The organism is Lewinella sp. IMCC34183 (genome assembly GCF_003390915.1).
Classification (GTDB): domain Bacteria; phylum Bacteroidota; class Bacteroidia; order Chitinophagales; family Saprospiraceae; genus Neolewinella.
The window spans coordinates 116,623-139,875 of the sequence record NZ_QMEM01000006.1 but is presented as its reverse complement, the minus strand read 5'-3'; the positions used below and the strand labels follow the sequence as shown (position 1 = coordinate 139,875).

The 23,253-nt window shown below is 62.7% G+C and carries 18 protein-coding genes; 14 read left to right on the top strand and 4 right to left on the bottom strand.

What is annotated here, in order from left to right:
• The first annotated feature begins 37 nt into the window (after positions 1-37).
• The 8 genes from mutS (at position 38) to DQG19_RS14220 (ending at position 11,235) form a co-directional block, all read left to right on the top strand.
• A complete protein-coding gene (mutS, locus tag DQG19_RS14255; protein WP_116127108.1) occupies positions 38-2,668 on the top strand; it encodes a DNA mismatch repair protein MutS in 2,631 nt (876 codons plus the stop codon).
• Positions 2,669-2,763: 95 nt separating this feature from the next.
• Positions 2,764-4,209 carry a dihydrolipoyl dehydrogenase family protein gene (locus DQG19_RS14250; RefSeq protein WP_116126950.1) on the top strand — a complete coding sequence of 482 codons (1,446 nt, stop codon included), beginning with the start codon at positions 2,764-2,766 and terminating at the stop codon, positions 4,207-4,209.
• A 1-nt stretch (position 4,210) separates the two neighbouring features.
• On the top strand, positions 4,211-5,980 hold the full coding sequence (gene treZ, locus DQG19_RS14245) for a malto-oligosyltrehalose trehalohydrolase (protein ID WP_157974516.1): 1,770 nt from the start codon (positions 4,211-4,213) through the stop codon (positions 5,978-5,980).
• 9 nt (positions 5,981-5,989) lie between these two features.
• Complete coding sequence (gene treY, locus DQG19_RS14240; RefSeq protein WP_116126948.1) at positions 5,990-8,278, top strand: malto-oligosyltrehalose synthase; 2,289 nt, start codon at positions 5,990-5,992, stop codon at positions 8,276-8,278.
• Positions 8,279-8,479: 201 nt separating this feature from the next.
• Positions 8,480-9,112 (top strand): outer membrane beta-barrel protein, encoded by a 633-nt coding sequence (locus DQG19_RS14235; RefSeq protein ID WP_116126947.1) that lies wholly within the window; start codon positions 8,480-8,482, stop codon positions 9,110-9,112.
• A 67-nt stretch (positions 9,113-9,179) separates the two neighbouring features.
• A complete protein-coding gene (locus DQG19_RS14230; RefSeq protein WP_116126946.1) occupies positions 9,180-9,749 on the top strand; it encodes an RNA polymerase sigma factor in 570 nt (189 codons plus the stop codon).
• Entirely contained in the window at positions 9,746-10,333 is a 588-nt protein-coding gene (locus tag DQG19_RS14225; RefSeq protein ID WP_116126945.1) for a hypothetical protein, read from the top strand. The genes DQG19_RS14230 and DQG19_RS14225 overlap by 4 nt, the downstream gene beginning before the upstream one ends.
• 5 nt (positions 10,334-10,338) lie before the next feature.
• Complete coding sequence (locus tag DQG19_RS14220; RefSeq protein WP_157974515.1) at positions 10,339-11,235, top strand: DUF4097 family beta strand repeat-containing protein; 897 nt, start codon at positions 10,339-10,341, stop codon at positions 11,233-11,235.
• A gap of 27 nt (positions 11,236-11,262) precedes the next feature.
• Here the strand turns inward: DQG19_RS14220 and DQG19_RS14215 are convergent, their stop codons facing one another.
• A complete protein-coding gene (locus DQG19_RS14215) occupies positions 11,263-12,027 on the bottom strand; it encodes a DUF697 domain-containing protein (protein WP_116126943.1) in 765 nt (254 codons plus the stop codon).
• 132 nt (positions 12,028-12,159) lie between these two features.
• Between DQG19_RS14215 and DQG19_RS14210 the strand changes: the two genes are divergently transcribed.
• Entirely contained in the window at positions 12,160-12,453 is a 294-nt protein-coding gene (locus tag DQG19_RS14210; RefSeq protein WP_116126942.1) for a hypothetical protein, read from the top strand.
• On the opposite strand, the gene surE is transcribed toward DQG19_RS14210, so the two are convergent.
• The gene (surE, locus tag DQG19_RS14205) at positions 12,450-13,298 is read right to left on the bottom strand and encodes a 5'/3'-nucleotidase SurE (RefSeq protein WP_116126941.1); all 849 of its coding nucleotides are present in this window, start codon (positions 13,296-13,298) and stop codon (positions 12,450-12,452) included. The genes DQG19_RS14210 and surE overlap by 4 nt on opposite strands.
• Positions 13,299-13,373: 75 nt before the next feature.
• Between surE and DQG19_RS14200 the strand changes: the two genes are divergently transcribed.
• Entirely contained in the window at positions 13,374-15,206 is a 1,833-nt protein-coding gene (locus DQG19_RS14200; protein ID WP_116126940.1) for a tetratricopeptide repeat protein, read from the top strand.
• Here DQG19_RS14200 and DQG19_RS14195 read toward each other — a convergent pair.
• Entirely contained in the window at positions 15,195-16,085 is an 891-nt protein-coding gene (locus tag DQG19_RS14195; protein WP_116126939.1) for a DMT family transporter, read from the bottom strand. The two genes, DQG19_RS14200 and DQG19_RS14195, sit on opposite strands and share 12 nt — an antisense overlap.
• A gap of 24 nt (positions 16,086-16,109) precedes the next feature.
• On the bottom strand, positions 16,110-16,631 hold the full coding sequence (locus DQG19_RS14190) for a helix-turn-helix domain-containing protein (protein WP_116126938.1): 522 nt from the start codon (positions 16,629-16,631) through the stop codon (positions 16,110-16,112).
• Between the two features lie 207 nt (positions 16,632-16,838).
• On the opposite strand from DQG19_RS14190, the gene DQG19_RS14185 reads away from it, so the two are divergent.
• The 4 genes from DQG19_RS14185 to DQG19_RS14170 all read left to right on the top strand — a co-directional run bounded on the left by DQG19_RS14185 (position 16,839) and on the right by DQG19_RS14170 (position 23,234).
• Entirely contained in the window at positions 16,839-17,378 is a 540-nt protein-coding gene (locus DQG19_RS14185; RefSeq protein ID WP_116127107.1) for an RNA polymerase sigma factor, read from the top strand.
• A gap of 300 nt (positions 17,379-17,678) precedes the next feature.
• Positions 17,679-18,941 carry an NYN domain-containing protein gene (locus tag DQG19_RS14180; protein WP_116126937.1) on the top strand — a complete coding sequence of 421 codons (1,263 nt, stop codon included), beginning with the start codon at positions 17,679-17,681 and terminating at the stop codon, positions 18,939-18,941.
• A gap of 80 nt (positions 18,942-19,021) precedes the next feature.
• Positions 19,022-19,747, top strand: coding sequence for a pyridoxine 5'-phosphate synthase (locus DQG19_RS14175; protein WP_116126936.1), 726 nt, complete (start codon positions 19,022-19,024; stop codon positions 19,745-19,747).
• A 322-nt stretch (positions 19,748-20,069) separates the two neighbouring features.
• A complete protein-coding gene (locus tag DQG19_RS14170) occupies positions 20,070-23,234 on the top strand; it encodes a SusC/RagA family TonB-linked outer membrane protein (protein ID WP_116126935.1) in 3,165 nt (1,054 codons plus the stop codon).
• The last annotated feature ends 19 nt before the right edge of the window (positions 23,235-23,253 follow it).

Genomic DNA, 23,253 nt, shown 5'->3' with positions numbered 1-23,253 from the left:
CGTGGCCAAGAGCAAATCAAAGAAAGTGACGCCCCTCATGGCGCAGTACAACAAGGTGAAGGCCAAGCACCCCGAGGCCCTTCTCCTGTTCCGGGTGGGCGATTTCTATGAGACGTTCGGCGAGGATGCCGTCAAGGCCGCCCAGGTCCTGGGCATCACCCTGACCAGCCGGAATAACGGCGGCAGCGACGTGGAACTGGCGGGTTTTCCCTACCACAGCGTGGATATGTACCTGCCGCGACTGGTCCGTGCGGGGTACCGGGTGGCTATCTGCGAGCAGCTGGAAAAGCCCTCCAAGGAGAAGAAGATCGTCAAGCGCGGCGTCACGGAGATCGTCACGCCGGGCCTGGCCGTCGACGACCAGCTGCTGGAGCACAAGGCCAACAATTTCCTGGCCAGCGTAACCTTCGGACGGGGGCGGAAGGCGGCCTGCGGCCTGAGTCTGCTTGACCTGAGTACCGGCGAATTTCTGGTGGCCGAGGGCGATGAAGCCTACCTGGACAAGCTGCTGCAAAGCTTTCAGCCCAAGGAGGTGATCCTCAGCAAGGACCGCAAGCAGGACTTCGAGCGGGCCTTCGGCGACCGCTTCTACCTCTCGCCCCAGGACGAGTGGGTCTTTACCGCCGACTACACCACGGAAAAGCTGCTCAAGCAATTCAAGGCCGCCAGCCTGAAGGGCTTCGGCGTAGAGGAGCTCGAGCAGGCCAAGATCGCCGCCGGTGCCGCCCTGCACTACCTGGAGACCACCGAAAACCGCAACCTGCGGCACATCACGCGCATCAGCCGGCTGGCCAACGACCGCTACGTGTGGCTCGACCGCTTCACCATCCGCAACCTTGAGCTGATCTACAGCCCGCACGACCACGGGGTGTCCCTCGTCGACGTGATCGACCGCACCGTCACGCCGATGGGCGGTCGCCTGCTGCGCAAGTGGGTCGTGTTGCCGCTGCGCGACCTGAAGGCCATCCGGGAGCGCCACGAGGCCGTACGCACCTTCGTGCAGGCGCCTCCCCTGCTGCAGGACCTGGACGCGAGCCTCAAGGAGATCGGCGACGTAGAACGCCTCATCTCAAAGGTGCCGCTGGGTAAGGTGAATCCCCGCGAGATCCGCGCCCTCAGCCGGGCGCTCTGTGCCATGGGCCCGATACGTACACTACTCACCGAATCCGGCAGCGAGGTGCTGGCCAACCTGGGCAAACACCTGGATCCCCTGCCCGACGTCTGCGCCCACATCGACCGGCAGATCCGCGAGGAGCCCGCCGTCAACCTGGCCAAGGGGGGCGTCATCGCGGACGGCTTCGATGCCGAGCTCGATGAGCTGCGCGACATCACCCGCAACGGTAAGGGGCGGCTGGCCGCCATCCAGCAGCGGGAAGCGGAGCGTACCGGTATCTCCAGCCTGAAGATCGGTTTCAACAACGTCTTCGGGTACTACCTGGAAGTCACCAACAAGTACAAGAAGGTCGTACCACCCGAGTGGACCCGCAAACAAACCCTCACCAACGCCGAGCGATACATCACCGAGGAACTCAAGGTCCTGGAGGACAAGATCCTCCACGCCGAAGACAAGATTCTGTTGCGGGAGGAGGAGCTCTACCAGGAACTGGTCGCCTGGTTGCAGGACTACATCGGCCCCGTGCAGCGCAACGCCGGCCTGCTGGCCCGCGTCGATTGCCTGCTTGGCTTCGCGAAGGTGGCCAACCGCGACCGCTACGTCGAACCGGAAATGAACGACAGCCGCGACATCGAGATCGGGCAGGGGCGCCACCCCGTCATCGAGCGGCAGCTGCAGGTAGGGGAGCAGTACGTACCCAACGACGTGCGCCTCGACCCGGACGACCAGCAGATCATCATGATCACCGGCCCCAACATGGCGGGTAAGTCGGCCCTACTCCGGCAGACCGCCCTGATCAGCCTGCTCGCGCAAATGGGAAGTTTCGTGCCGGCATCCTCCGCCCGCCTGGGCATAGTGGACCGGGTATTTACCCGGGTGGGGGCCAGCGACAACATCAGCAGCGGGGAATCCACCTTCATGGTGGAGATGAACGAGACGGCGTCCATCATGAATAACATCACGGACCGCAGCCTCATCCTGCTCGACGAGATCGGGCGGGGGACGTCCACCTTCGACGGGATCTCCATCGCCTGGGCCATCGCCGAGTACCTGCACAATAACGAGCGGGCCCGGCCGAAGGTCCTATTCGCGACCCACTACCACGAGCTCAACGAGCTGGCCGGCAGCCTGCCGCGCATCCACAATTACTCGATCGCCATCAAGGAGCACGGCAACCGGATCATCTTCCTGCGCAAGCTGGTGGCCGGCGGCAGCCAGCACAGCTTCGGAATTCACGTAGCCCGTATGGCGGGCATGCCGGACAGTATCGTGGCCCGGGCCGGCAACATCCTCAAGCAACTCGAGCAGCAGCACATCACCGAGGAAGTGTACGATCGCGACGAATCCGCGGCCGCCACGCCGTCCGCTCCCCGCGTCGCTCCCGGCACCCTGAGCGCCGAGGCCCTGCAGCTGAGTATATTCGAAACCGCCGACCCCACCGCCGGCCGCCTGCGCGAGTTGCTCGAGAACGTGCGCATAAACAACATGACGCCGATCGAGTGCATGATGAAGTTGCAGGAGCTGAAGGAAGTGCTGGATACCCCGCCGGACTAGCCCCGGAAGGGCAAGGCGGTCCCGGCCGCGGGCAGACCAACCACCGGTAGGCGGGATGCGCCCGAACATTTCGCGGGCTCCCCGCTTAGGTGGGTATGGCGAAATACACCCACGATCTTATAGTCATCGGTGCCGGGTCGGGCGGGCTCGGTGCCGCCGGCTTCGGTGGAGCGATCGGCCTGAACGTCGCGCTGATCGATAAGACCGTGCACGACTACGGGGGCGAATGCCTCAACTACGGTTGTGTGCCCAGCAAGGCGCTGCTGCACGTGGCCGCCCAGTTTGCCGGGGCACGGGAAGCAACGCGCTTCGGGCTTGAAACGAGCGGCAAGGCCGATTTTGCCAAAGTGATGGACTGGATCCACGAACGGCAGGATATCATCCGCCGGCAGGAGTCTCCCGAACACCTGCGCCGGGAGTACGGGCTGGAGTGCATCGTAGGGGAAGCCATGCTCACGGGCCGCCGCGAAGTGACGGTCGGCTACCGCAAACTAACGGCCCCGCGCATCGTCCTGGCTACCGGCTCGCGCCCCCGCCACCTGAAAGTCCCCGGGGCCGACCGCGTCAAGCAGTACGATAACGAATCCGTCTTTTCCGAGCTCGACACCCTCCCCGACCAGCTGCTGATCGTGGGCGGCGGCCCCAACTCCTGCGAAATGGCCCAGGCCTTTGCGCGGCTGGGCAGCACCGTTACGCTGATCACCCGCGGGGAGCGACTCCTGGAAAAAGACCCCGCTGCCGCCGCCCGGGTGCTGGCCGACAAGCTGGAATCCGAGGGCGTCACGATCCGGTACCAGACCGAGATCAGGCGCTTCCGGGACGCCCATACCGCCGAGCTCTCCCACGACGGACTGCCCGAAGGGGATCAGGCGTTCAGCCACGTAGTGGTGGCCATCGGCCGGGAAGTGCGTACCGCCGGGTTGGGCCTCGAACTGGCCGGCGTCCATACCAAGGACGGCCGCATCGTTACCGACGCCTACTACCGCACCACCAACAAGAGCATCTACACCGTCGGGGATGCCTACGGCCACGAGATGTTCAGCCACGGCGCGGAGAAGCATAATACCGACCTGTGGACCAACCTGCTCAGTCCAGTCGACCGCAAGCACAAGCTGACTAACTTCAGTTGGGTGACCTTTACCGACCCCGAAGTAGCCACCTTCGGCCTCACGCCGGAGCAGCTGGAAGCACGCGGGACGGACTACGAAACCGTAGAGCAGTCTTTCGCCCACGACGATCGGGCGGTAGCCGCCGACTACCGCGAAGGCGTCCTTATCCTGTACCTTTCCAAGAGCGCCTTCGGGGGCAGCAAGGTCCTGGGGGGGACGATGGTCGCCCCCGGCGCCGGCGAGATGGTTCAGGAACTTCTCCTGCTGCACCAGCTTGACCACGGCTACGACACCCTGACCAATAAAATTTATGCGTACCCGGTGGGCAGCCGGATCAATCAGAAACCAGCCCGCGACCGGGCGCAGCGGCGGCTCCTGTCCGACCTGGCCAAACGGGCCCTACAGTTCGCCTACCGCCTGCAAAACCGCTAACATGACCGACCATACGTTTGCTTATCTCCCCCTCGGGCCGCTGCCCGCGGGACCCGACGGCCGCCGGCGCTTCCGCCTGTGGGCCCCCCTGCCGCGCCGCGTCGACCTGGCCGTCTTCGACGGACAGAACCGTCGACTGATTGCTATGCAGCCCGAGGGCGACGGCTACCTGCTCTCAGAGCCGGTGCGCGCTCCCGCCGGTACGCGCTATGGATTTTACCGCAACGGCAAGCAGGACAAGCTTTATCCCGATCCCGCCAGCCGCTACCAGCCCGACGGTGTCCACGGCAAAAGTGAGGTGATTGACCTGGAGGCCCCGGTCTCCTCCGACTGGGCCGGTCACGGCCTGGAACGGGCCGTCATCTACGAGCTTCACGTAGGCACCTTCACCGTGGCCGGTACCCTGCGCGCCGCTATCGACCGGCTCGACTACCTGCGCGACCTGGGGGTCAATACCCTGGAGCTGATGCCGCTGAACCAGACGCCGGGGGACCGGAACTGGGGATACGACGGCGTACTGCCCTTTTCGCTGTTTCGTGCCTACGGCCGACCGGAGGATTTCCGGGCGTTCCTGGACGCCGCCCACGCGCGGGGCATCGCCGTGCTGGTCGATGTGGTCTACAATCACCTCGGTCCCGAAGGGAACTACCTGCCCAAGTTCTTCCCCGTCTTTACCGAAAAGCACCATACCCCCTGGGGGGCGGCCATCAACTTCGACGACGCCCAGGCTGATGGCGTGCGCAATTACTGGCTGGAGAACGTGCGCATGTGGCTGGAGGAGTACGGAGCGGACGGCCTGCGGATCGACGCGGTACACGCCATCAAGGACTACTCCGCCACCCACTTCCTGGAAGAGGTGTCGGCCCTCGCCGACCGGGTGGGGGAGGAGCAGGGGCGCGAGCTCATCCTGATCGCCGAGTGTGACCTCAACGCGCCGCGTTACCTCCGCAGCCGCGAGCGGGGCGGGTACGGTATGAGCGGCCAGTGGGTCGACGAGTTCCACCACGCCCTGCACGGTATCCTGACCGGTGAGACCAACGGGTACTACGAAGACTTCGGCCGCGTCGAGCAGCTCGCCAAGGCCTTGCGCGACGGCTACGTGTATACCGGGCAGTACTCCCCCCACCGGCAGCGCAACTTCGGCGCTCCGCCCCCCGCCGACGTGACGCCCGCACAGCTGGTCGTCTTCCTGCAGAACCACGACCAGGTGGGCAACCGCATGGAGGGTGACCGGCTCCTGGAGGACGTCGGCGTCGATAAGTACCTTCTCGGCGCGGGCACCTACCTGTTGTCGCCCTTTACCCCGCTGATTTTCATGGGGGAGGAGTACGGCGAGCAGCGTCGCTTTCCCTACTTCGTGCACCACGGCGACGACTGGCTGATCAAGGCGGTACGCGAGGGTCGTGCGAAGGAATTTGCGGCCTTTCAGAAGGACGGCCACCACGTACCCGACCCGCAGGCGGAGGAAACCTTCCGGTCCGCCAAACTGAGTTGGGACCCGGATGCCCGCATCGCCGACTTCTACCGGGCGGCCCTGCACCTGCGCGCCGCCGCCCCGAAGGGCATCAGCTTTGAGGACGTATCAGTAGACCGGGCCGGTACCCTCATCACCTGGAACGTCGCGGGCAACCACACCGCCTGCGGCAACTACGGCGACGAAGCCCTTACCATCGACGTCGACAGCGACCGGCTCCTGCTCGCCTCGAACGGTGCCACTCTTGAAAACAACCGCCTGCACCTCCCCGCCTGGGGCTTTGCGGCCCTTGCCTGATTCCCTGCCATGAACACTTACCGCATCCAATTCCACGCCGAGTTTCGCGTGACCGACCTTATTGCCATTCTCGACTACCTGCAGGAACTGGGCATCACCACCATCTACGGCAGCCCCATCCTGACGGCTACCCCCGGCAGTACCCACGGCTACGACGTCACCAACCCCGCGGAACTGAACCCGGAGGTGACGACCGAGGAAGAGTGGCAGCAACTGCACGCGGAACTGCGCCGCCGCGGCATGGACTACATGCAGGACATCGTGCCCAACCATACCGCCCTGGTGAGCCAGAACGCGTGGTTCAAAACCGTGGTCGCCGACGGACCCGACGGCAAATACGCCGGACACTTCGACATCGACTGGGAGCACCCCGCGCTGCCGGGCCGGATGATGCTGCCCGTGCTGGGCGCCAAGGCCGAAACCGCCGAAGCCGACGGCCAGCTGCGCTACTACCGCGACGGCGTACAGGTCTACGATGACTACTGGGAAGGGCCGGACGCCGACCGCGACGCCGCGCCCGACGGGGAGCTGCCGGTACAGCCCGTGCACTGGCAGCGGGTGAACGACTACATCAACTACCGACGCTTCTTCACCGTCAACCAGCTCATCGGCATGAAAACGGAAGACCAGCAGGTGTACGACGACCTGCATGCCCGCACCTTCGCGGACGTACGGGCCGGCTACATCCAGCACCTGCGGGTGGACCACGTGGACGGCCTGCTCGACCCCACGACCTACCTGCAGCGGCTGCGGGCCTCGGTCGGGCCCGAAATAGGGTTGTACGTCGAGAAGATCCTCGAGCCGGGCGAGCAATTGCCCGCCGACTGGCCCGTGGAGGGGACCACCGGCTACGACTTCCTGGCTGCGGTGAATCGCCTGCTCACCAACGACGAAACGGGCAGCAGCTTCAGCGACCTTTACGAAGAACTGACGCAGGAACCGCTGCCCGACTATCCCGCGCTGGTATTCCGTAACAAGCTGATGCTGGTGGAGGAGCACTTCAGTGGTGAGCTGGACAACCTCGTCCGGCGCTGGGATCCGCTGCTTACCGATGAGCTGCGCGAAGACTTCCGGGCCACGCTGGCCCACTGGCTGGCGGCCTTCCCGGTCTACCGCATCTACCCGGCGGGCGGGCGGCTGACCGACCACGAAGTAGCCCTGTGTCTGGAGGCCGCAACCGCGGTAAGCGAGTACGCCCCCGACCACGGCCGCCGCGTGCTGGCCTGGGTCAACTGGCTCGCCCACCAGGAATTCACGGGCGACAGCCTGGAGTACCTGCAGCGCACCCAGCAGCTCAGCGGCCCGCTGATGGCCAAGGGGGTAGAGGATACCACCTTCTACCAGTTCTGGCGGCAGGCGCACCTCAACGAGGTGGGCAGTTCCGCCGACCCCGGTGACCGCCTGTCGGCCCGCGCCTTCCACCAGTTCATACAGGAGCGGTCCACCACTACGATGAATGCCACCGCCACCCACGATACGAAGCGCGGAGAGGACGGCCGCGCGTTCCTGCAGGCGCTGACCTTCTTCCCGGGCGAGTGGCGGTCCTTCGTGGAGTTTGCCCAAGCTACACTGGACATCGGCGAGGTACGGCCCCGTGGTCTTTACCTGGTGTTGCAGAGTCTCGTGGCGGGCTTCCCCCTCCACAAGTCGCCCGAAGAGGCCAACCTGCGCGAGCGCATCCACAACTACCTGGAGAAGGCCATCCGCGAGGGCAAGGAGATGAGCGACTGGGCGTCGCCCAACGCGGTCTACGAAGACCTGCTTATCCACCTGGCCGACCGGGTGCTGGACCACGCCGAGTTGCGGTCGCACCTCGAGAACCTGCTGCGGACCATCTGGCCGCAGACCCGCCACAACAGCCTCGCACAGGTGATCCTGAAGTGTACCGTCCCCGGCAACCCCGACATCTACCAGGGGACGGAAAGCTGGGACCTCAGCTTCGTGGATCCCGATAACCGCCGCTACGTGGACTACGTGAAGCGGCAGCGGTGGCTGGACGACGAGCCGCGCGACAAGTACGCTCCGGCCCAGAAGGCCCACCTGCTGCGCACGCTGCTGCAACTGCGGCGCGAACACGCCGAGTTCTTCCGGACGGCTACCTATGAGCCCCTGGCGCACGGCGATGCCGAGCTCTCGTTCCGGCGCGTACACGGTGATCAGGAACTGCTGGTCACGATCGCCAAGCGGGCGGGGACGCGGGTGCAGCGGCCACAGGACGGGGACTTCCACCGCGTGGTTACCGACGAGTACGGCGCGGGCCTCGGAGTATGGTTCCGGGCGGAGCGGGCCAGGGGGTAACAAACCGGTCCCGGCGTGAATAAATACCTGTGTACCGCGGAGGGCAAATTGGCCCGACGGACGGTGAAACATATGCCCGCTTCGCACGTGTTTAGCATAATATTCACGCTTTCCGGAGGGGATTAAGCTGGCCTTAACGTCTGCCGCACAATTCCGGATTAGCCCCCCGCGCTTAATCGCTAACCAAACACAGACACAGCTATGAACAACCGCTTTTATCTCGTCCTGCCGCTGCTCCTCGCCAGCGCCTTTTCCTTCGCCCAGATCGAATTCGGCCTGAAGGCCGGCCTCAGTACGGAGTCCCTCCAGGGGGAAAGCTTTTCCATTGACCGGGCGGGACGTCAGGACTTGCGCGTGGCCCTCGAGGACGCCAATTACGGTTTCCAGTTCGGTGCCCTGCTGCGCCTGCCGCTGAGCCCCAACCTGACGCTGCAACCCGAGGTGACCTTCAACAGCGCAAAGAACAACTACCGGCTGGACGACGACGACACCGGGGTATCCACCGCCTTCGAGGAGCGGTACAACGACGTGAACGTGCCGGTACTGCTCAGCTACAAGCTGGCCTTTCTGCAGCTGAACGCGGGGCCGGTAGGCCACTTTTTCCTGTCCAGTACCGATGACCTCAACAATCAGGACGGGTTGGAGCGGACCTTCGACACCTTCAACCTGGGGTATGCCCTCGGGGCCGGTATCGACATCGGGCCGCTGACCTTTGACGTCCGCTACGACGGCAACTTCGCCCGTTACGGAGAGACCTTCACCTTCCAGGGAGAGGAATACAACTGGGACCAGGCTCCCAAGCGGTGGATCGGCAGCGTAGCCTACCGGTTCTAGACAAAAATTGCTAGATTAACCAACCGCGAGAGCTCTGCTCCCCTCTTTGGGGCAGAGCTCTTGCCGTATGATACTGTCCCGCACCAAGCAACGTGCCCCCGAGTTAACCCCCCCCGCCCGGATGACGGAAGCCGAACTGATCGAAGCCTGCCGCCGCCAGGACCGCCGCGCCCAGAAGGAATTGTACGACCGGTACAACCGGGCCATGTACACCGCCTGCTACCGGATCTGTGGGGACTTCGACCTGGCCAACGATGCCCTGCAGGAGGGCTTCCTGAAGGTGTTTCAGAAGCTGCACACCTTCCGCGGGGAAAGCACCGTCGGCGCCTGGATGAAGGTGGTCATCGTACGGACCGCACTAAATCGCCTGCGCCGTCAGCCGCGCTACGACGAGCTCCCCCTGAACCACGCCGACGAGGAGGTCGACTGGGGGCATACCGCACTCGACGTGGAGTACCTCGAGAAGGCCATTCAGCGGCTTCCCGACGGCTACCGGGCCGTCTTCGTGCTGATCGAGGTGGAGGGGTACAAGCACCAGGAGGTGGCCGATATGCTCGGCATCACCGTCGGAACGAGCAAGAGTCAACTCTTCTACGCCAAGAAGAAATTACGCGAATACCTAAAGGCTTACGTGTGAAGGAGAAGAATTACGACCGCCTGCGCCGCGCCCTCGATGCGCTGCCCGAACACGCACCGCCCGCCGCCGCCTGGGGGGACATCGCCCGTGGCCTCGACCGTACGGCTGGCAGCTCGCTGGCCGAGCGGTTGCCGACCTACGCGCCGCCCCCCGGCGTGTGGAATGCGCTGAGCCGCGACCTGGACGAGCGGCCCGCCGCTACCGTCCGCCGGCTGACCCGCCACCACCTGCTGGCCGCTGCCGCCACCGTGGCCCTGCTGCTCACGGCCGGGGCGGGCCTTTTCCTAGCCAACCGCGGACCCGAGGTCACCTACGCCTACAGCCAGGAGCCGGTACCCGCTGCCGCCGTAGCCGACTGGGACGACGACGAGACCAGCTTCCAGCGCGCCCGGGATCAAGTGCGGGAACGCAACGAACCCCGCCTCAATAATCTCGGACAGGAACTGGACGAGCTTACCTCCGCCCGCGAGGAAGTCAAGGCGATGCTGGTCGCCTACGGGGAAGACCCCTCCGTGGTCCGCCAGCTGGCGGATATTGAACGGGAGCGCGACGACGTCTACCGCCGTATCATCGTAGAACTGTGACCACCGTGCGCCTGAACCTGATTTCCCTGCTCTTCCTGCTTCTCTCCGGCACCTGCGTCCGCGCCCAGGCTGACGTGCGTGAGGTAGTGAGTAAAACCATTCAGGATACCTACCCCTACAGCAGCGGCAGCGAACTGGCCGTGGAGGGGGAGAAAGCGGAGATTTACGTGGAGACCTGGTCACGCCAGGAGATCAGCGTGCGCGTGGTACTCACCGCCCGCCACGTCCGCCTCGAACGGGCCAAGCGCGAGCTGGAGAACCTGGAATTCATCACCGAAGTCGCGGGCAAGAAGATCTTCCTGAAAAACCGCCGTCGCGACAGCGACGTGCAACCCGAGAGCGAGCTGAGCGTGGAATACTACATCACGCTACCCGAAGAATGTCCCGTCTACCTGAAGAGTCACTTCGGCGGCGCGACCATCAGCAACCTGCGTAACCGGCTGCGCATCAACGGCGAGTTCTCCGCCATCAACATCGACAACGTGCAGGGCCTGCTCGATATCCGTACCCGCTTCGGGGACATTGTCGGAGAGAAGATCGACGGCAACGTGGTGATCAACGCCCGCCGGAGCGACATCGATCTGCTGGACGTCGGCGGCACCTTCACCATCAACGCCCAGTACGGCGATCTGAAGCTGAGTCCCAACCTCAACATGCGCGACCTGCGCGTGAACGCTGACAAGAGCAACGTCACGATCTACGAGCCGGTGGGCGGGGAGGGCCTGGCCTACGAATTATCCAGTAACAACGGCGAGCTGCGCGTACCCGATAACCGGCAGCTTATCGAGCTGGACCGGACGAACGAATGGCGGCGCATCCAGATCGGTCCCAACAGTGAGCGCAGCGGCACCATTACGGCCAGCGTCACCTTCGGCAACCTGACCCTGGGGAGGCAGCGCTAACCTTATAAATGTAAGATTTGAGGTTTACTATTCCCCGATGATCCGCTTCTTCATCGCCTGAAATTCAGCTTCGGTGATGATGTTCTGGGCCTTCATTTCGGCCAGCTCGCGGATCTTGCGAATGTTATCCTCGGCGACCTCGGGTTTCGGCGGGGCAGGGGGCGTGGGCGGAGTAGGGGGTACCACGGTGGCCGCCGGAGCACCGACACCGGGTTCCGGGCGTTTAGTCGCGGCGGTCGGCGGGGCGGGCGGCGGCGGCACGATGTCCTCGGCCTGTTCCTGCTTCCACTGACGGGCGACATCCTTTCCCTTCTCGAATTTTTCGTTGTACAGCTTCCTCAGCCGGTCGACGTCGAAGTCGAGGAAAGTACCCCCCGTGCCGAAGTGCTTTTTGAATACCTCACCCGTAGCGTAGGTGCTCGCACCATTGAGCACGGCCGTGGTGACGCCACCGACGACCGTGCCGATACCGGGGATGAGCTTGATCAGGCTGCGGGCGCCGGCCTTCGTCATCGCGCTGGTGGTGAGGGAGGTGACGAGGGCCTTGCCTTGGGTTTCGGCGAAGTCGATACCGTAGACCCGGCTGAGCTGCCGGATCATATCGACCTGAATGGCCGACACGGCGAAAACGTCGGCGACGGGCAGGGGGATCACGTAGCTGGCTCCCATACTCCAGACCACGTGGTTGCGGATAATGGTACCGGCGTGGGCGTCTTTGTCGCTGTTGGGATCGGGATTCATGATGGAGTCTTTAAGGCTCTTCTTGGCGTAGTCGGTTAGCTTCTTGCGCATAGTGGGTAAACGCGTGATGAATGCCTAAGTTACGGCCGGTGGGGAGTATGGGAGACCGGCTTCGACGGATGGCGGGCGCGTAGCGATGAACGCACGCGCCCGGCGGGTCGTTAGCGTACAAACCTTATCCGTATGATTCCCCGCAACGATCACCTCTGGATCGGACTGGCCGTCTCCATCTTCGTTTCCGTAGTCGCCTACTTCCTGTTCCTGCAACTGGGCACGTGGTTCACGGCCAGTGCCGGCCGCGAAATATCCTTCCGGCCGCGTACGCTGGCGCTCGTAGCCATCTGTATCAATGTCCTGCCGATGAACGTCTTCCGGCGCACCTACCGAACGCGCAGCCTCAAGGGACTGGTAATCGGGGTGATGCTACTGGCGGGGGCGTGGTTCTTTTACTACGGCCGCGAACTGCTCAACGGCTAGAATTGCTCCAGCCGCTGCTCGCGGTCGGGGCGGCGGTCGTCGGCCGCTTCGGACGACAGGCCGGCGGGTTGCAGGTCGTCTTCCCGGGGTTGCAGGCTGGCCAGGGCGCGGTGGTTGGTCAGGTCGTGGAGGCTGGGCACCAAGGAAACGTAGCCGTGCTCCAGGGCGTAGGCATCGGTATCCGTACGCTCGTCTTCGTTGACGAAGCGCCCGGTCAGCCAGTAGTAAGGGCGCCCGCGCGGGTCTTCGGCGCGGCTATATTCTTCCACCCAGCGGGCCTCGGCCTGGCGGCAGACCTTCAGACCCCGGATCTCGTCGGCCGGCAGGTCAGGAATGTTGACGTTGAAAAGGCTGCCCTCGGCCATGCCGTTCTTCAGAACGAATTCCACCAGGTGGCGGACGTACGGGAGGCAGGGCGTAAAGTCGGCGTCAGCCTGGTAGTTAAGAAAACTGAAGCCGATGCTGGGAATACCCTCCAGGCTGGCCTCCATGGCCGCGGAAAGCGTACCGCTGTACAGGATATTGATGGCGGCGTTGCTGCCGTGGTTGATGCCCGAGAGGCAGAGATCGGGCGTGCGGCCCTTCAGCAGTACGCTCTTGGCGAGTTTGACGCAGTCGACCGGCGTGCCGCTGCATTCGTAGGCTTCGATGTCGTCGCCCAGGGCGTCGCTTTCGCGTACGAAGACCGGGACACTGATCGTGATGGCGTGGCCCTGAGCGGACTGGGGGCTGTCGGGGGCCACCACCAGTACGTCACCGAATTCCTTGGCAACGTCTACGAGCGCCGCGATACCGCCGGCGGTGATACCGTCGTCGTTGGTTACCAGGATCAGGGGGCGGGACATAGGCGGGGAGGGTTTGGGTTTACGGAACGCCGTGCGGTCGGCAGGGTTGCCCGCGGGAGCGGCTATCTTCGCTCCATGCCTACCGATCTGCCCCCGTACCGTCGTTTCGGACTGCAGGCCGCCGCCCTGGCGGGGCTGGCCTGCGTACTCTACCTGAATACGCTGGGCCACGGCTTCGTCCTCGACGATGCCATCGTGATCACCGACAACAGCGTCGTACAGCGGGGCGTGGCCGGTTGGGGAGACCTCTTCACCCACGATACCTTCTACGGCTTCTTCGGCGAGCAGCAGCGCGACGCCCTGGTGGCCGGCGGCCGCTACCGTCCGTTGACCCCGGCGCTTTTCTCCCTGGAGTACGGTGCCGGCGGCTCGCCCTTCCCCCTGCATTTGCTAAATGTCCTCTGGTACGCCGGCTTGGTCGTCGTGGTCTTCGGCCTGGTCGCTGAGCTGACCCGGGAGGCTGACCTGCCCTGGTGGGTCCCCCTCGGCGCGGCGGCCCTGTTCGCTGTCCACCCCATCCACACCGAAGCCGTGGCCAACATCAAGGGGCGCGACGAGATCCTCGCCCTGCTCGGGGCCGCCGCCGCGGCCTGGCTCGTTCTCCGCGCCGCCCGCGGTGCCGGGGGGTGGGGACACGCCACGGGGGCGGGGCTGCTGCTGTTCTTGGGCTGCCTCGCCAAGGAGAATGCTATCACCTTCGTGGCCGTGCTGCCCCTGCTGCTTTTTGTCACCGGGCGACGGGGGTACCGCTACCTCATTCCGGCCGGCGTCGGTGCCGGCGCCTTTTTGCTGCTGCGCTACGCCATTATCGGCGGGGTGGGGGAGCCGGGCCTCGAACTCATGAATAACCCCTTCCTCCGCGAAGTGGGGGGGCGCACGGTCGCCCTCAACGCCTGGGAGCGTCTGCCGACGGTCGCCTACACGGGGCTGGTGTACCTGCGCCTGCTCTTCTTCCCGGTTGGCCTGGTCCACGATTACTACCCGGCCGCGATCGAACTGCGAAACTGGACGTCACCGGGGGCGCTGATCAGTATTTTCCTGCACGCAGCGCTCCTGTTCTGGGGGGCAGGGCACCTGCGGGCGCGCCATCGCTTCGTAGCGGCCGGCCTACTCATCTATCTGATCACCCTGTCCATCGTCAGCAACCTGGTATTTCCGGTGGGTACCCTGATGAGCGAACGCTTTCTGTTCATGCCCTCCCTGGGCTTCTGCCTGGCGGTCGCGGCCGGGCTGGGGCGGCGCCGGCGCGCGGGTGCGGTGATCGTCGCCGTTCTGGTCGTTATCGGTTCGGTGCTGACCGTGGCGCGCAACCCCGTGTGGCAGGATAACTACACCCTTTTCACTACGGATGTGACGCGGCAACCCCGCAGCGCCAAACTGCGCAACGCCGCGGCCGGCGCCCGTCTCGACCGCTACCAGGCTCTGGCGGAAGAAGCACGTGCCGCCCGCCCGGACCTGCTTCGTCAGGCGCGCACCGATCTGGACACGGCGCTGGCTATCCATCCGCGTTACGGGAATGCTCACCTGCTGCGCGGCAATGCGAACTTCCTGGCGGGCGACTACGACGCGGCGATCGCCGATTACCACCGGGCCGCGGAATACGGGGTCGCGCGGGGCGCCGTCGATCAAAATTTAGTGGTTGCCCTCCAGCGGGCGGGCCGGGCGGCGGGGGAAGAGCGGCAGGACCTGACCGCCGCCCTGGCTTACCTGCGGCAGGCCGAGCAGCTTGACGGCGCGAATTACGAAACCCTCCGGTTGCTCGGGCTGGCGTACGGCATGAGCGGGCGGACTAAAGAGGCGGCGGACTACTTCGCGCGCGCCCTGGCGCTGCAACCCGATAACGAAGGTGCCCAGCGTAACCTGGAGATTGCCCGCCAACAGCTCCGGGCCACGGACTCAGGAAACTAGTTGCCGCCGCCGCCGCAGCTGCCGGGCGATGGCCGTGTAGCCGAAGACCGCCAGGATGATCAGCAACGCGCCCCAGTAAAAGTTGGGGCCGAGCTCCTGGGCGTCGTCGAGGAGGAAATAGGCCAGAAAGATGCCGTACACCGGTTCGAGGTTGACCGTGAGGTTGGAGGCGAAAGCCGACAACTTGCTGAGCGACCGCAGCGAGAGGAAGAAGGTGAGGGTAGTGCAGAGCAGCGAAAGCACCACCAGGTAGAACCAGTCGAGTGGTGCCGGCCAGAACCGTTCGCCACCGAACAGGGGCAGGAAGGGGGCAAGAAAGAGGGTGGCGGCACCCAGTTCGATGAAGGTGATCCGTTGCGGATTGCTGCTGCCGATGTATTTCTTGTTCAGGGAGGTGAAGATCGAGACGAGAGCGGCGGAGGTCAGTCCCACCACAATGCCGACGTTCATGCCGCTCTCCACGCCGTCGACCACCAGCCAGATGCCGGGCAAAATGAAGATACCGAGCAACAACTCATACCACCGGAAGGGGCGGCCGACGATCCACGGCTCGAATACGCTGGAGAACAGGGAGGTGGTTGCCATGCAGATCAGGGCGATACTGGCGTTGGCCAGTTTGATCGCTCCGTAGAAGGTCACCCAGTGCAGGGCTACGATGACGCCGATACCGGCGAGCAATAGAAACCGCCGTAGACCTATCTCGCGGACCGCGCTACGCAGCCGGACGAAGAAGATCAGGCTGAGGGAAGTGAGCAGCACCCGCCACCAAACCAGCGTGAGGGCAGAAAGCTGGATCAGGTCGCCGAGAATGGCCGTGAAGCCCCAGAGAAATACGGCGAGGTGGAGCTCCAGGTAGGCTCGCTCTTCGGTGTAGGCCATAATGTCAGGATACTGCCAGGGTGTCTACTTGCACTGACAGCCGAGTTCCTCGAGAAGCGTTTCGTGCTCCTTCATCAGCTGCCGGCTGAGTTCGAGGAGCTGCAGGTAGTGGCCCGCGAAGAGCTCGGCCTCCTTGCAGGGCTTGTCGAGGGTATCGCGCTTGTACTGGAACAGGTCGTGGGAAGAATCGATAAGGTGGCTGAGCTCGGCCTGCCGCTCGCGGTAGGCGTTGAGGCGTTCGGCTTCCTCCGAAAGCCGGGCGCTGCGGGCCAGGGCGAGCTCGGCGGGGTCGCTGAGATCCAGGCGGGTGAAGTCTCGCGTAGATATGTCGAAGACATTGCTGAAGCGCAGCAACTTGCAGATGCTGGGCTCGGCCGAGCCGCATTCGTAGCTGGCAATATTGCCGCGGTTGAGACCGACACGGGCCGCCAGCTCGGACTGGGACCAACCGGCCCGCTTGCGGAGCAGGCGCAGGTTGGAAGCGATGAAATTCGGCAGCTGGGCGTCCTCGGTGGGGGAGGAGAGAACTGAGTCCTTGTTTTTCATGCGTTCCGTTGTAAGTGTGCCTAGTTTACACTTCGGTGACGATCATGGTTGATTTGTGTCAAATTTTTTTACTCTTTCGGCCGTTTTAACCATCCTTTGGTACGGCTTTTGCACTCTATAGATAGATAACCGCCCGATAATATTTGCAAATGCTGGCCGAAGAGGCTAATTTTGTAAAATTATTTGACAGGCACAACAATGAAAAAGATGACCGCGACCAAGCAACAACAGAAAGATATACAAGACCTACTCTCCACGATTACCAATAGCCTGCGCGCCTTCAGTCTTAAACTGACCGGCAATATGAACGATGCGGAAGACCTTTACCAGGACACCGCGCTGCGTATTATGACCAACGCGGAGAAGTATAACCCCGGTACTAACTTCAAGGCCTGGGCCGTCACCATTATGCGCAACATCTTCATCAACAACTACCGCAAGAAGGTGCGCCGCAATCTGATCATCGACCAGACCCCCAATAACTACTACATCAATAGCGGCAACAAGACCGTGCTGAACGACGGGGAAAGCGAGGTGACCTTCAACGAACTACAGGAGCTGGTGGACCGTCTGCCCGACGACTTCCGCGTGCCGTTCCTGATGGCCTACCAAGGCTACAAATACGACGAGATCGCCGAACAACTCGGCAGCCCCCTCGGCACCATCAAATCGCGCATCTTCTTCGCCCGTAAGAAGTTGCAAAAGATGTACGAGGAGGTCATGCGCGAACGCAGCAGCGTCGCCTGATAATTCTTGCCGTTTCGTGGTTTTGTCTTACTTTTGCTACGTCGTGCGGGTTGCAATTCTTCTAGTTGTAATCCGCACCTGTTTTACTTTATACACTAAGAACGACTAAGATTCAGTAACTTTTGCTTTCGGATGTTGCCAGGCGGCTTCGGGCTTGATGCCTCGGACCGGCTAGGTGATTAGGGATCTACTGCGGGCCTAACCCCAGCCTCCGTGTACGTAGGTACCCCCAATCTTTCATTTCGTTGAGAGGCCAAGCGAGTAAACGTTACTGGGAGAGGGTCCAACACATTTCTGTTCATGCCCGACAGCCTTGCTATTTTCTGGGACTTTACCCAGTTGCACGAGTCTCTGCTCACCGCAGCCAACAACGGTGTTCCCTACCGCGTCGCGCCCAACCTGCCGCAACCGGAAGTGATCGATGTGGACTGCCTCCTGGGCTACGCCGACGGGGCCGGGCGGGTCGTACTTAATCGGGCCTATGCCGACTGGCGCCCCTTCAGTAGCTACGCGGATGCCCTCGGCGAGGCACCGATCGAGCTGATCCAGCAGTTTCCGAACAAGCTGGGCAACGTCTCCATCAGCCGGCAGCTCACCGCCGACGTCATTACGTACCTGCAGACGCCCGACCACGCCAACGTGGTCATCATTATGGGTGGCGGCAGCGAATACCGGCAACTGCGGCAGGTGGTCAACGCCCGCGGTGCCCGACTCGTCGGCGTCGGCGTGGAATCGGTGACCGATTCCTTCTGGATCGAAAGCTGCGACGACTTCAAGTTCTACCACCGGCTGGGGTGCCGCAAGCTCTACGCCGGCCCCCTCGACAGCGGTGCCCTCGACAACGAACGCGCCCGGTCCCTCCTTACGGCCGCCATGAGCCAGCTGTCGCACTACTACGGTACCGACTGGATCCAGCAGGTCCGCATCAAGCCCGCCATCATCCGGCAGGAACCCGACTTCGACGAGGGCCTGATTGGTTACGAAGCCTTCAGCCACTTCCTGCGCGACCAGTCCGACCTCCTCGAGCGACGTCACCGGGAGGGAGAACAGGAGCCCGAGTACCGATTAATCGACGGCCCAGACGAGGCGGTCGCCGGCGCCAACCGCGTTTCCGATACGGAGCAGGTGGCGGCCTACTACTTGCGCGTGGCCGGCCAGCAGGGGATACGCATGCCCGACCCCGTAATCATGTGGGAGGGCATCGACGTATACGCCAGCTTCCTGGCCGACGATATCACCTTCCATTCCTTCTCCGAGATCGACCAGGAATGCCTCCGTCTCCTCCGGGAAGACTTCCCCACGCTGTCGATGACCGAAGTGAAAAAGGTACGGCAGGTGCTTTTCAAGTGCTTCCTGTTCCGTCCTTCGGTGGATGACACCATCGGCTTCCACGACGACATACGGGAGCTGGCGGACATCGAAGACCGCTACTTCGACCTCATGCTCGCGCGCATCGGTAATAACCTCGACGAGCCCCTCGACTTCGCGGCGCTGTCCCTGGCGCTGACCGGCAGCACCGACCAGGCCGACCGGCTTTCCGCACTGGACCAGGAGGAAGAGTAGGGCAGGGGCGGGGCCGCAGGTGCGGTGAACGTACCTTTGGCGGGCAAACCCAACCTCGCTTACCTCCCACACTTTCCAATATGGTACGTCTCTCCGTCAACCTCAACAAGGTCGCCCTCATCCGCAACAGCCGCGGCAGCAACTACCCGGACCTGATCCGGGTGGCGCAGGACTGCGAACGCTTCGGTGCCCAGGGGATCACGATCCACCCGCGGCCGGACCAGCGGCACGCCCGCTACGACGACGTGGCGGCCCTGAAGGAGGTGGTTACCACCGAACTCAACATCGAGGGGTACCCATCGGAAGAATTTATGCAAGTGGTACTCGCCGCCCGCCCGGATCAGGTGACGCTGGTGCCGGATGCACCCGGACAGTTGACCAGCGACCACGGCTGGGATACGGTGGGCCGCGCCGACGAACTCCGCGATATCATCGGCCGCCTACAGGCGGCAGGCATCCGCAGTTCGCTTTTCGTGGACCCGGAGGACAATATTCTAGAGGGTGCGGTCGCGATCGGGACCGACCGGGTAGAATTTTATACCGGCCCCTACGCACACGAATTTTCCCGCGACCGGGCGGCGGCCGTCGCCCCCTTTGCCCGCGCCGCGCGTACCGCGGCCACCCTCGGGCTGGGCCTCAATGCGGGCCACGACCTCAACCTGGACAATCTGACCTACTTCGCTGCACAAGTGCCTGGGCTTCAGGAGGTGAGTATCGGGCACGCCCTCGTGACCGACGCTCTGTACTACGGTCTGTCTAATACCATACAACAGTACCTGCATCGCCTGGCCGACGCCGGCAACTAATTTCGGCGGGCCGCCCGAAAAAATCGACCAAATTATCGGGAGGTTCAACGATTTAGGCGCAATGAATAAATTTTCCTTTTGTGTAAGCAGCGGAATTTTTTAACTTTGCGTTCATCTTGTAGGACGAAAGTCCCCGCAGCGAGGAAGCTTATAGTCAACGTGTACACTTTACTCCTAGTATAATACCTCACCGCCTCCGCTGCTCCACACCATCCAGCAATATCCTAACTCCCTTACGTCAAACAGCGGGTGCCTGCCCCGTATGTCGCTAACCATATTTTGTAACCATTGAGACTAAGTAATCAACTAAACTTCAACTAGCATGAAAAGACTTTCACTAGTGATTGCGTTCGTCTGTTTCGCATTTGGCATAGCCATGGCGCAACGGGCGATCAGCGGTACCGTCAAGGATGCGTCCGGCGAGCCGCTGATCGGCGCTTCAATTTTGGTCAAGGGTACCACTTCCGGTACCGTGACCGACATCGACGGGAATTTCTCCCTCGAGGTCCCCACGCCGGCCGAATTCCTGGTCGTCAGCTACACCGGTTTCCAGACGCTGGAGTACCCGGTAAACGACGTAGCCAGCGAGGTTAATATCGTCCTCAGCGAGTCGGCCAGCCAGCTCAACGAAGTCGTCGTCACCGCCCTCGGTATCCGTAAGGAGAAGAAGGCCCTCGGCTACTCCGTCGCCACCATCGGTTCCGGCCAGGTGGAAAACCGCGTCGAATCGGACGTGGGACGTATCCTCCGCGGCAAAGCGGCAGGCGTCGACATCACCCAGACTTCCGGTATCGCCGGTTCGGGTACCAACATCATCATTCGCGGTTACAGCTCGATCAACGGTACGAACCAGCCGCTGTTCGTCGTGGACGGCGTACCCTTCAACTCCGGCACCAACACCAACGGCAACGGATTTGGAACGGGCGGTGCCACGGCTTCCAGTCGCTTCCTGGACCTCGATCCCAACAACATCGCCGAGATCAACGTATTGAAGGGCCTTTCCGCTACCGTACTCTACGGGGAGCAGGGCGCCAACGGCGTAATCCTGGTGACCACCAAGAACGGCCAGGGCGGCGCCGAGGCCAATAAAGGCTTCGAGGTAAGCGTCACCCAGGGGATTGCCCGCACGGAGGTGGCCAACCTTCCGGATTACCAAGATACTTACGGTAATGGCTACTCCGGCAACTTCGGCTGGTTCTTCTCCAACTGGGGCCCTGCCTTCGACATCCGCGGACAGAACGGCATCGACGCCAACGGACAGGTCCGGCACCCGATCGACCAATCCCGCTACAACGAAGCCTTCCCCGAGTTCGAAGGTGCGCGTTACGATTACAAGCCCTACGACAACATCACCGAGTTCTTCCAGGCCGGAACCGTAGCCAATACCAGCGTCAGCGTAGACCGCAACTTTGGCAACGGCGTGAGCTTCAACGCCAACTACTCCTACCTGGACGATACCGGTTTTGTACCCAGCAATACCTACACCAAGCACAACGCCGGCGTCGGCGGTAAGGTAGACCTGGACAACGGCCTGCGTATCTCCACCTCGCTGAACATCGTCAGCAGCTCGCGGCAGGCGCCCCCCGCCTCCGTAGGTTTTGGCTCTAACCCCTCCGGTGCCTCGGTTTTCGCCAACGTGCTCTACACTCCGCGCTCCATCGACTTGATGGGACTTCCCTACCAGAACCCCATCGACGGCAGTAACGTGTACTACCGTACCGACGGCAGTATCCAAAATCCGCGGTGGGGCCTGAATAACATGTTCGATACGGAGGACATTCAGCGTTACTTCGGTAACGTAGCCGTCCAGTACGATCTCACCGACTGGCTTACCGCGCAGTACCGTATCGGCATCGACAACTACACCCAGGAGTCGATGCGTAGGATCAACCGCGGTGGTACGCAGGTACCCGACGGACAGATGCTTACCACCAACTACAGCAATACCATCGTCGACCACGTATTTAACGTGAGTTTCGATACCGACCTCAGCGACGCTTTCAACCTGAGCGGTGTGGTAGGCTACAACGAGCGGAGCGATAAGTACCAGTTCATACGTGTCAACTCTACCAACCAGTTCATCTTCAACCTCTTCAACCAGGGGAACTTCATCGACCACAACGGTCAGCAGTACCGGGAGGATGAGGCTTACCGCGGCGCGTACGCCAGCCTTACCGCCGGCTACAACCGCTACCTCTACCTGACCGCCCAGGCCCGGAACGATTGGAGCTCCACGCTCGAGTCCGACCAGCGCTCCATCCTGTACCCCTCGGTAAGCGTGAGCTTCGTACCCACCGATGCCTTCCAGAGCCTCCAGGGCAGTCGGGTGCTGAATTACCTGAAGTTCCGCGCCGGCTACGGTAGCTCGGCCCGCTTCCCCGATCCCTATACGACCCGCGCCATCCTCGGGTCTTCCACCCGCGCGTCCCAGACCCCCGGTGGTCAGCCCCTGAACACCAACTTCGTCAGCGACCGCCTCGGTAACCGCCTCCTCGAGCCCGAGCTCGTGGGCGAGCTTGAATTCGGTGTCGAAGGCCGCTTCTTCAACAACCGTGTCGGTATCGACGTCAGCCTGTACGACAAGCAGTCGAGCGACCTGCTCGTCGACCTGCCCCTCGACCCCGCCAGCGGTTACACCACCACCCAGATCAACGCCGCCGAAGTATCAAATAAGGGTATTGAGGCCCAGCTGAACCTGGTCCCCTTCAAGGGTGACTTTACCTGGGACGCCACCTTCAACTTTACGCGGAACCGCAATATCGTAGAGAGCCTCGTAGACGGCGTCGACGAGATTGCCTTCGCGGGCTACAGCGACCTGGGCAACTTCGCGATCGCCGGACAGCCCTTCGGCGTCATTCAGGGTACTCCGTACCAGCGTGGCCCCAACGGCGGCCTGTTGGTGAACGCCGCCGGTTCCTACGAACCCGGCACCGGAATCGACATCATCGGCGACCCCAACCCGAACTACACCATGAACTGGCTGAACACCATCAGCTACAAGGGCCTGAGCCTGTTCTGGCAGTGGAGCTACACCGACGGCGGAGACATCCTCTCCTACACCACCGGTACCATGCTGGCGCGCGGCCTTACCACCGATACCGAATTTGACCGTTTCCTCCCCCTCATCCTGCCGGGTGAGGACAGCGACGGCTCCCCCAACACGATTCAGGGCTACGCCGGAGACTACTTCTTCGACGCTTACTTCTTCGCCGAAGAAGGCCTGATTTTTGACGGTACCGTTATTCGTTTGCGTGAAATAGCGCTCAGCTACGCCCTGCCCGCCAGCCTGCTGGAGCGGACCCCCTTCGGTTCGATCAGCCTGCGCATCTCGGGTGAGAACCTGTTTTATAACGCCCCCAACTTCCCCGAAGGCGTGAACTTCGACCCCGAAGTCCTCTCCCTGGGTGTTGGTAACGGCCGTGGATTCGATTACCTGACCGGCCCCACCGCGCGCAAGTTCGGTGCGAACCTGACGCTCACTTTCTAATCCACCCCAAACCAAAACG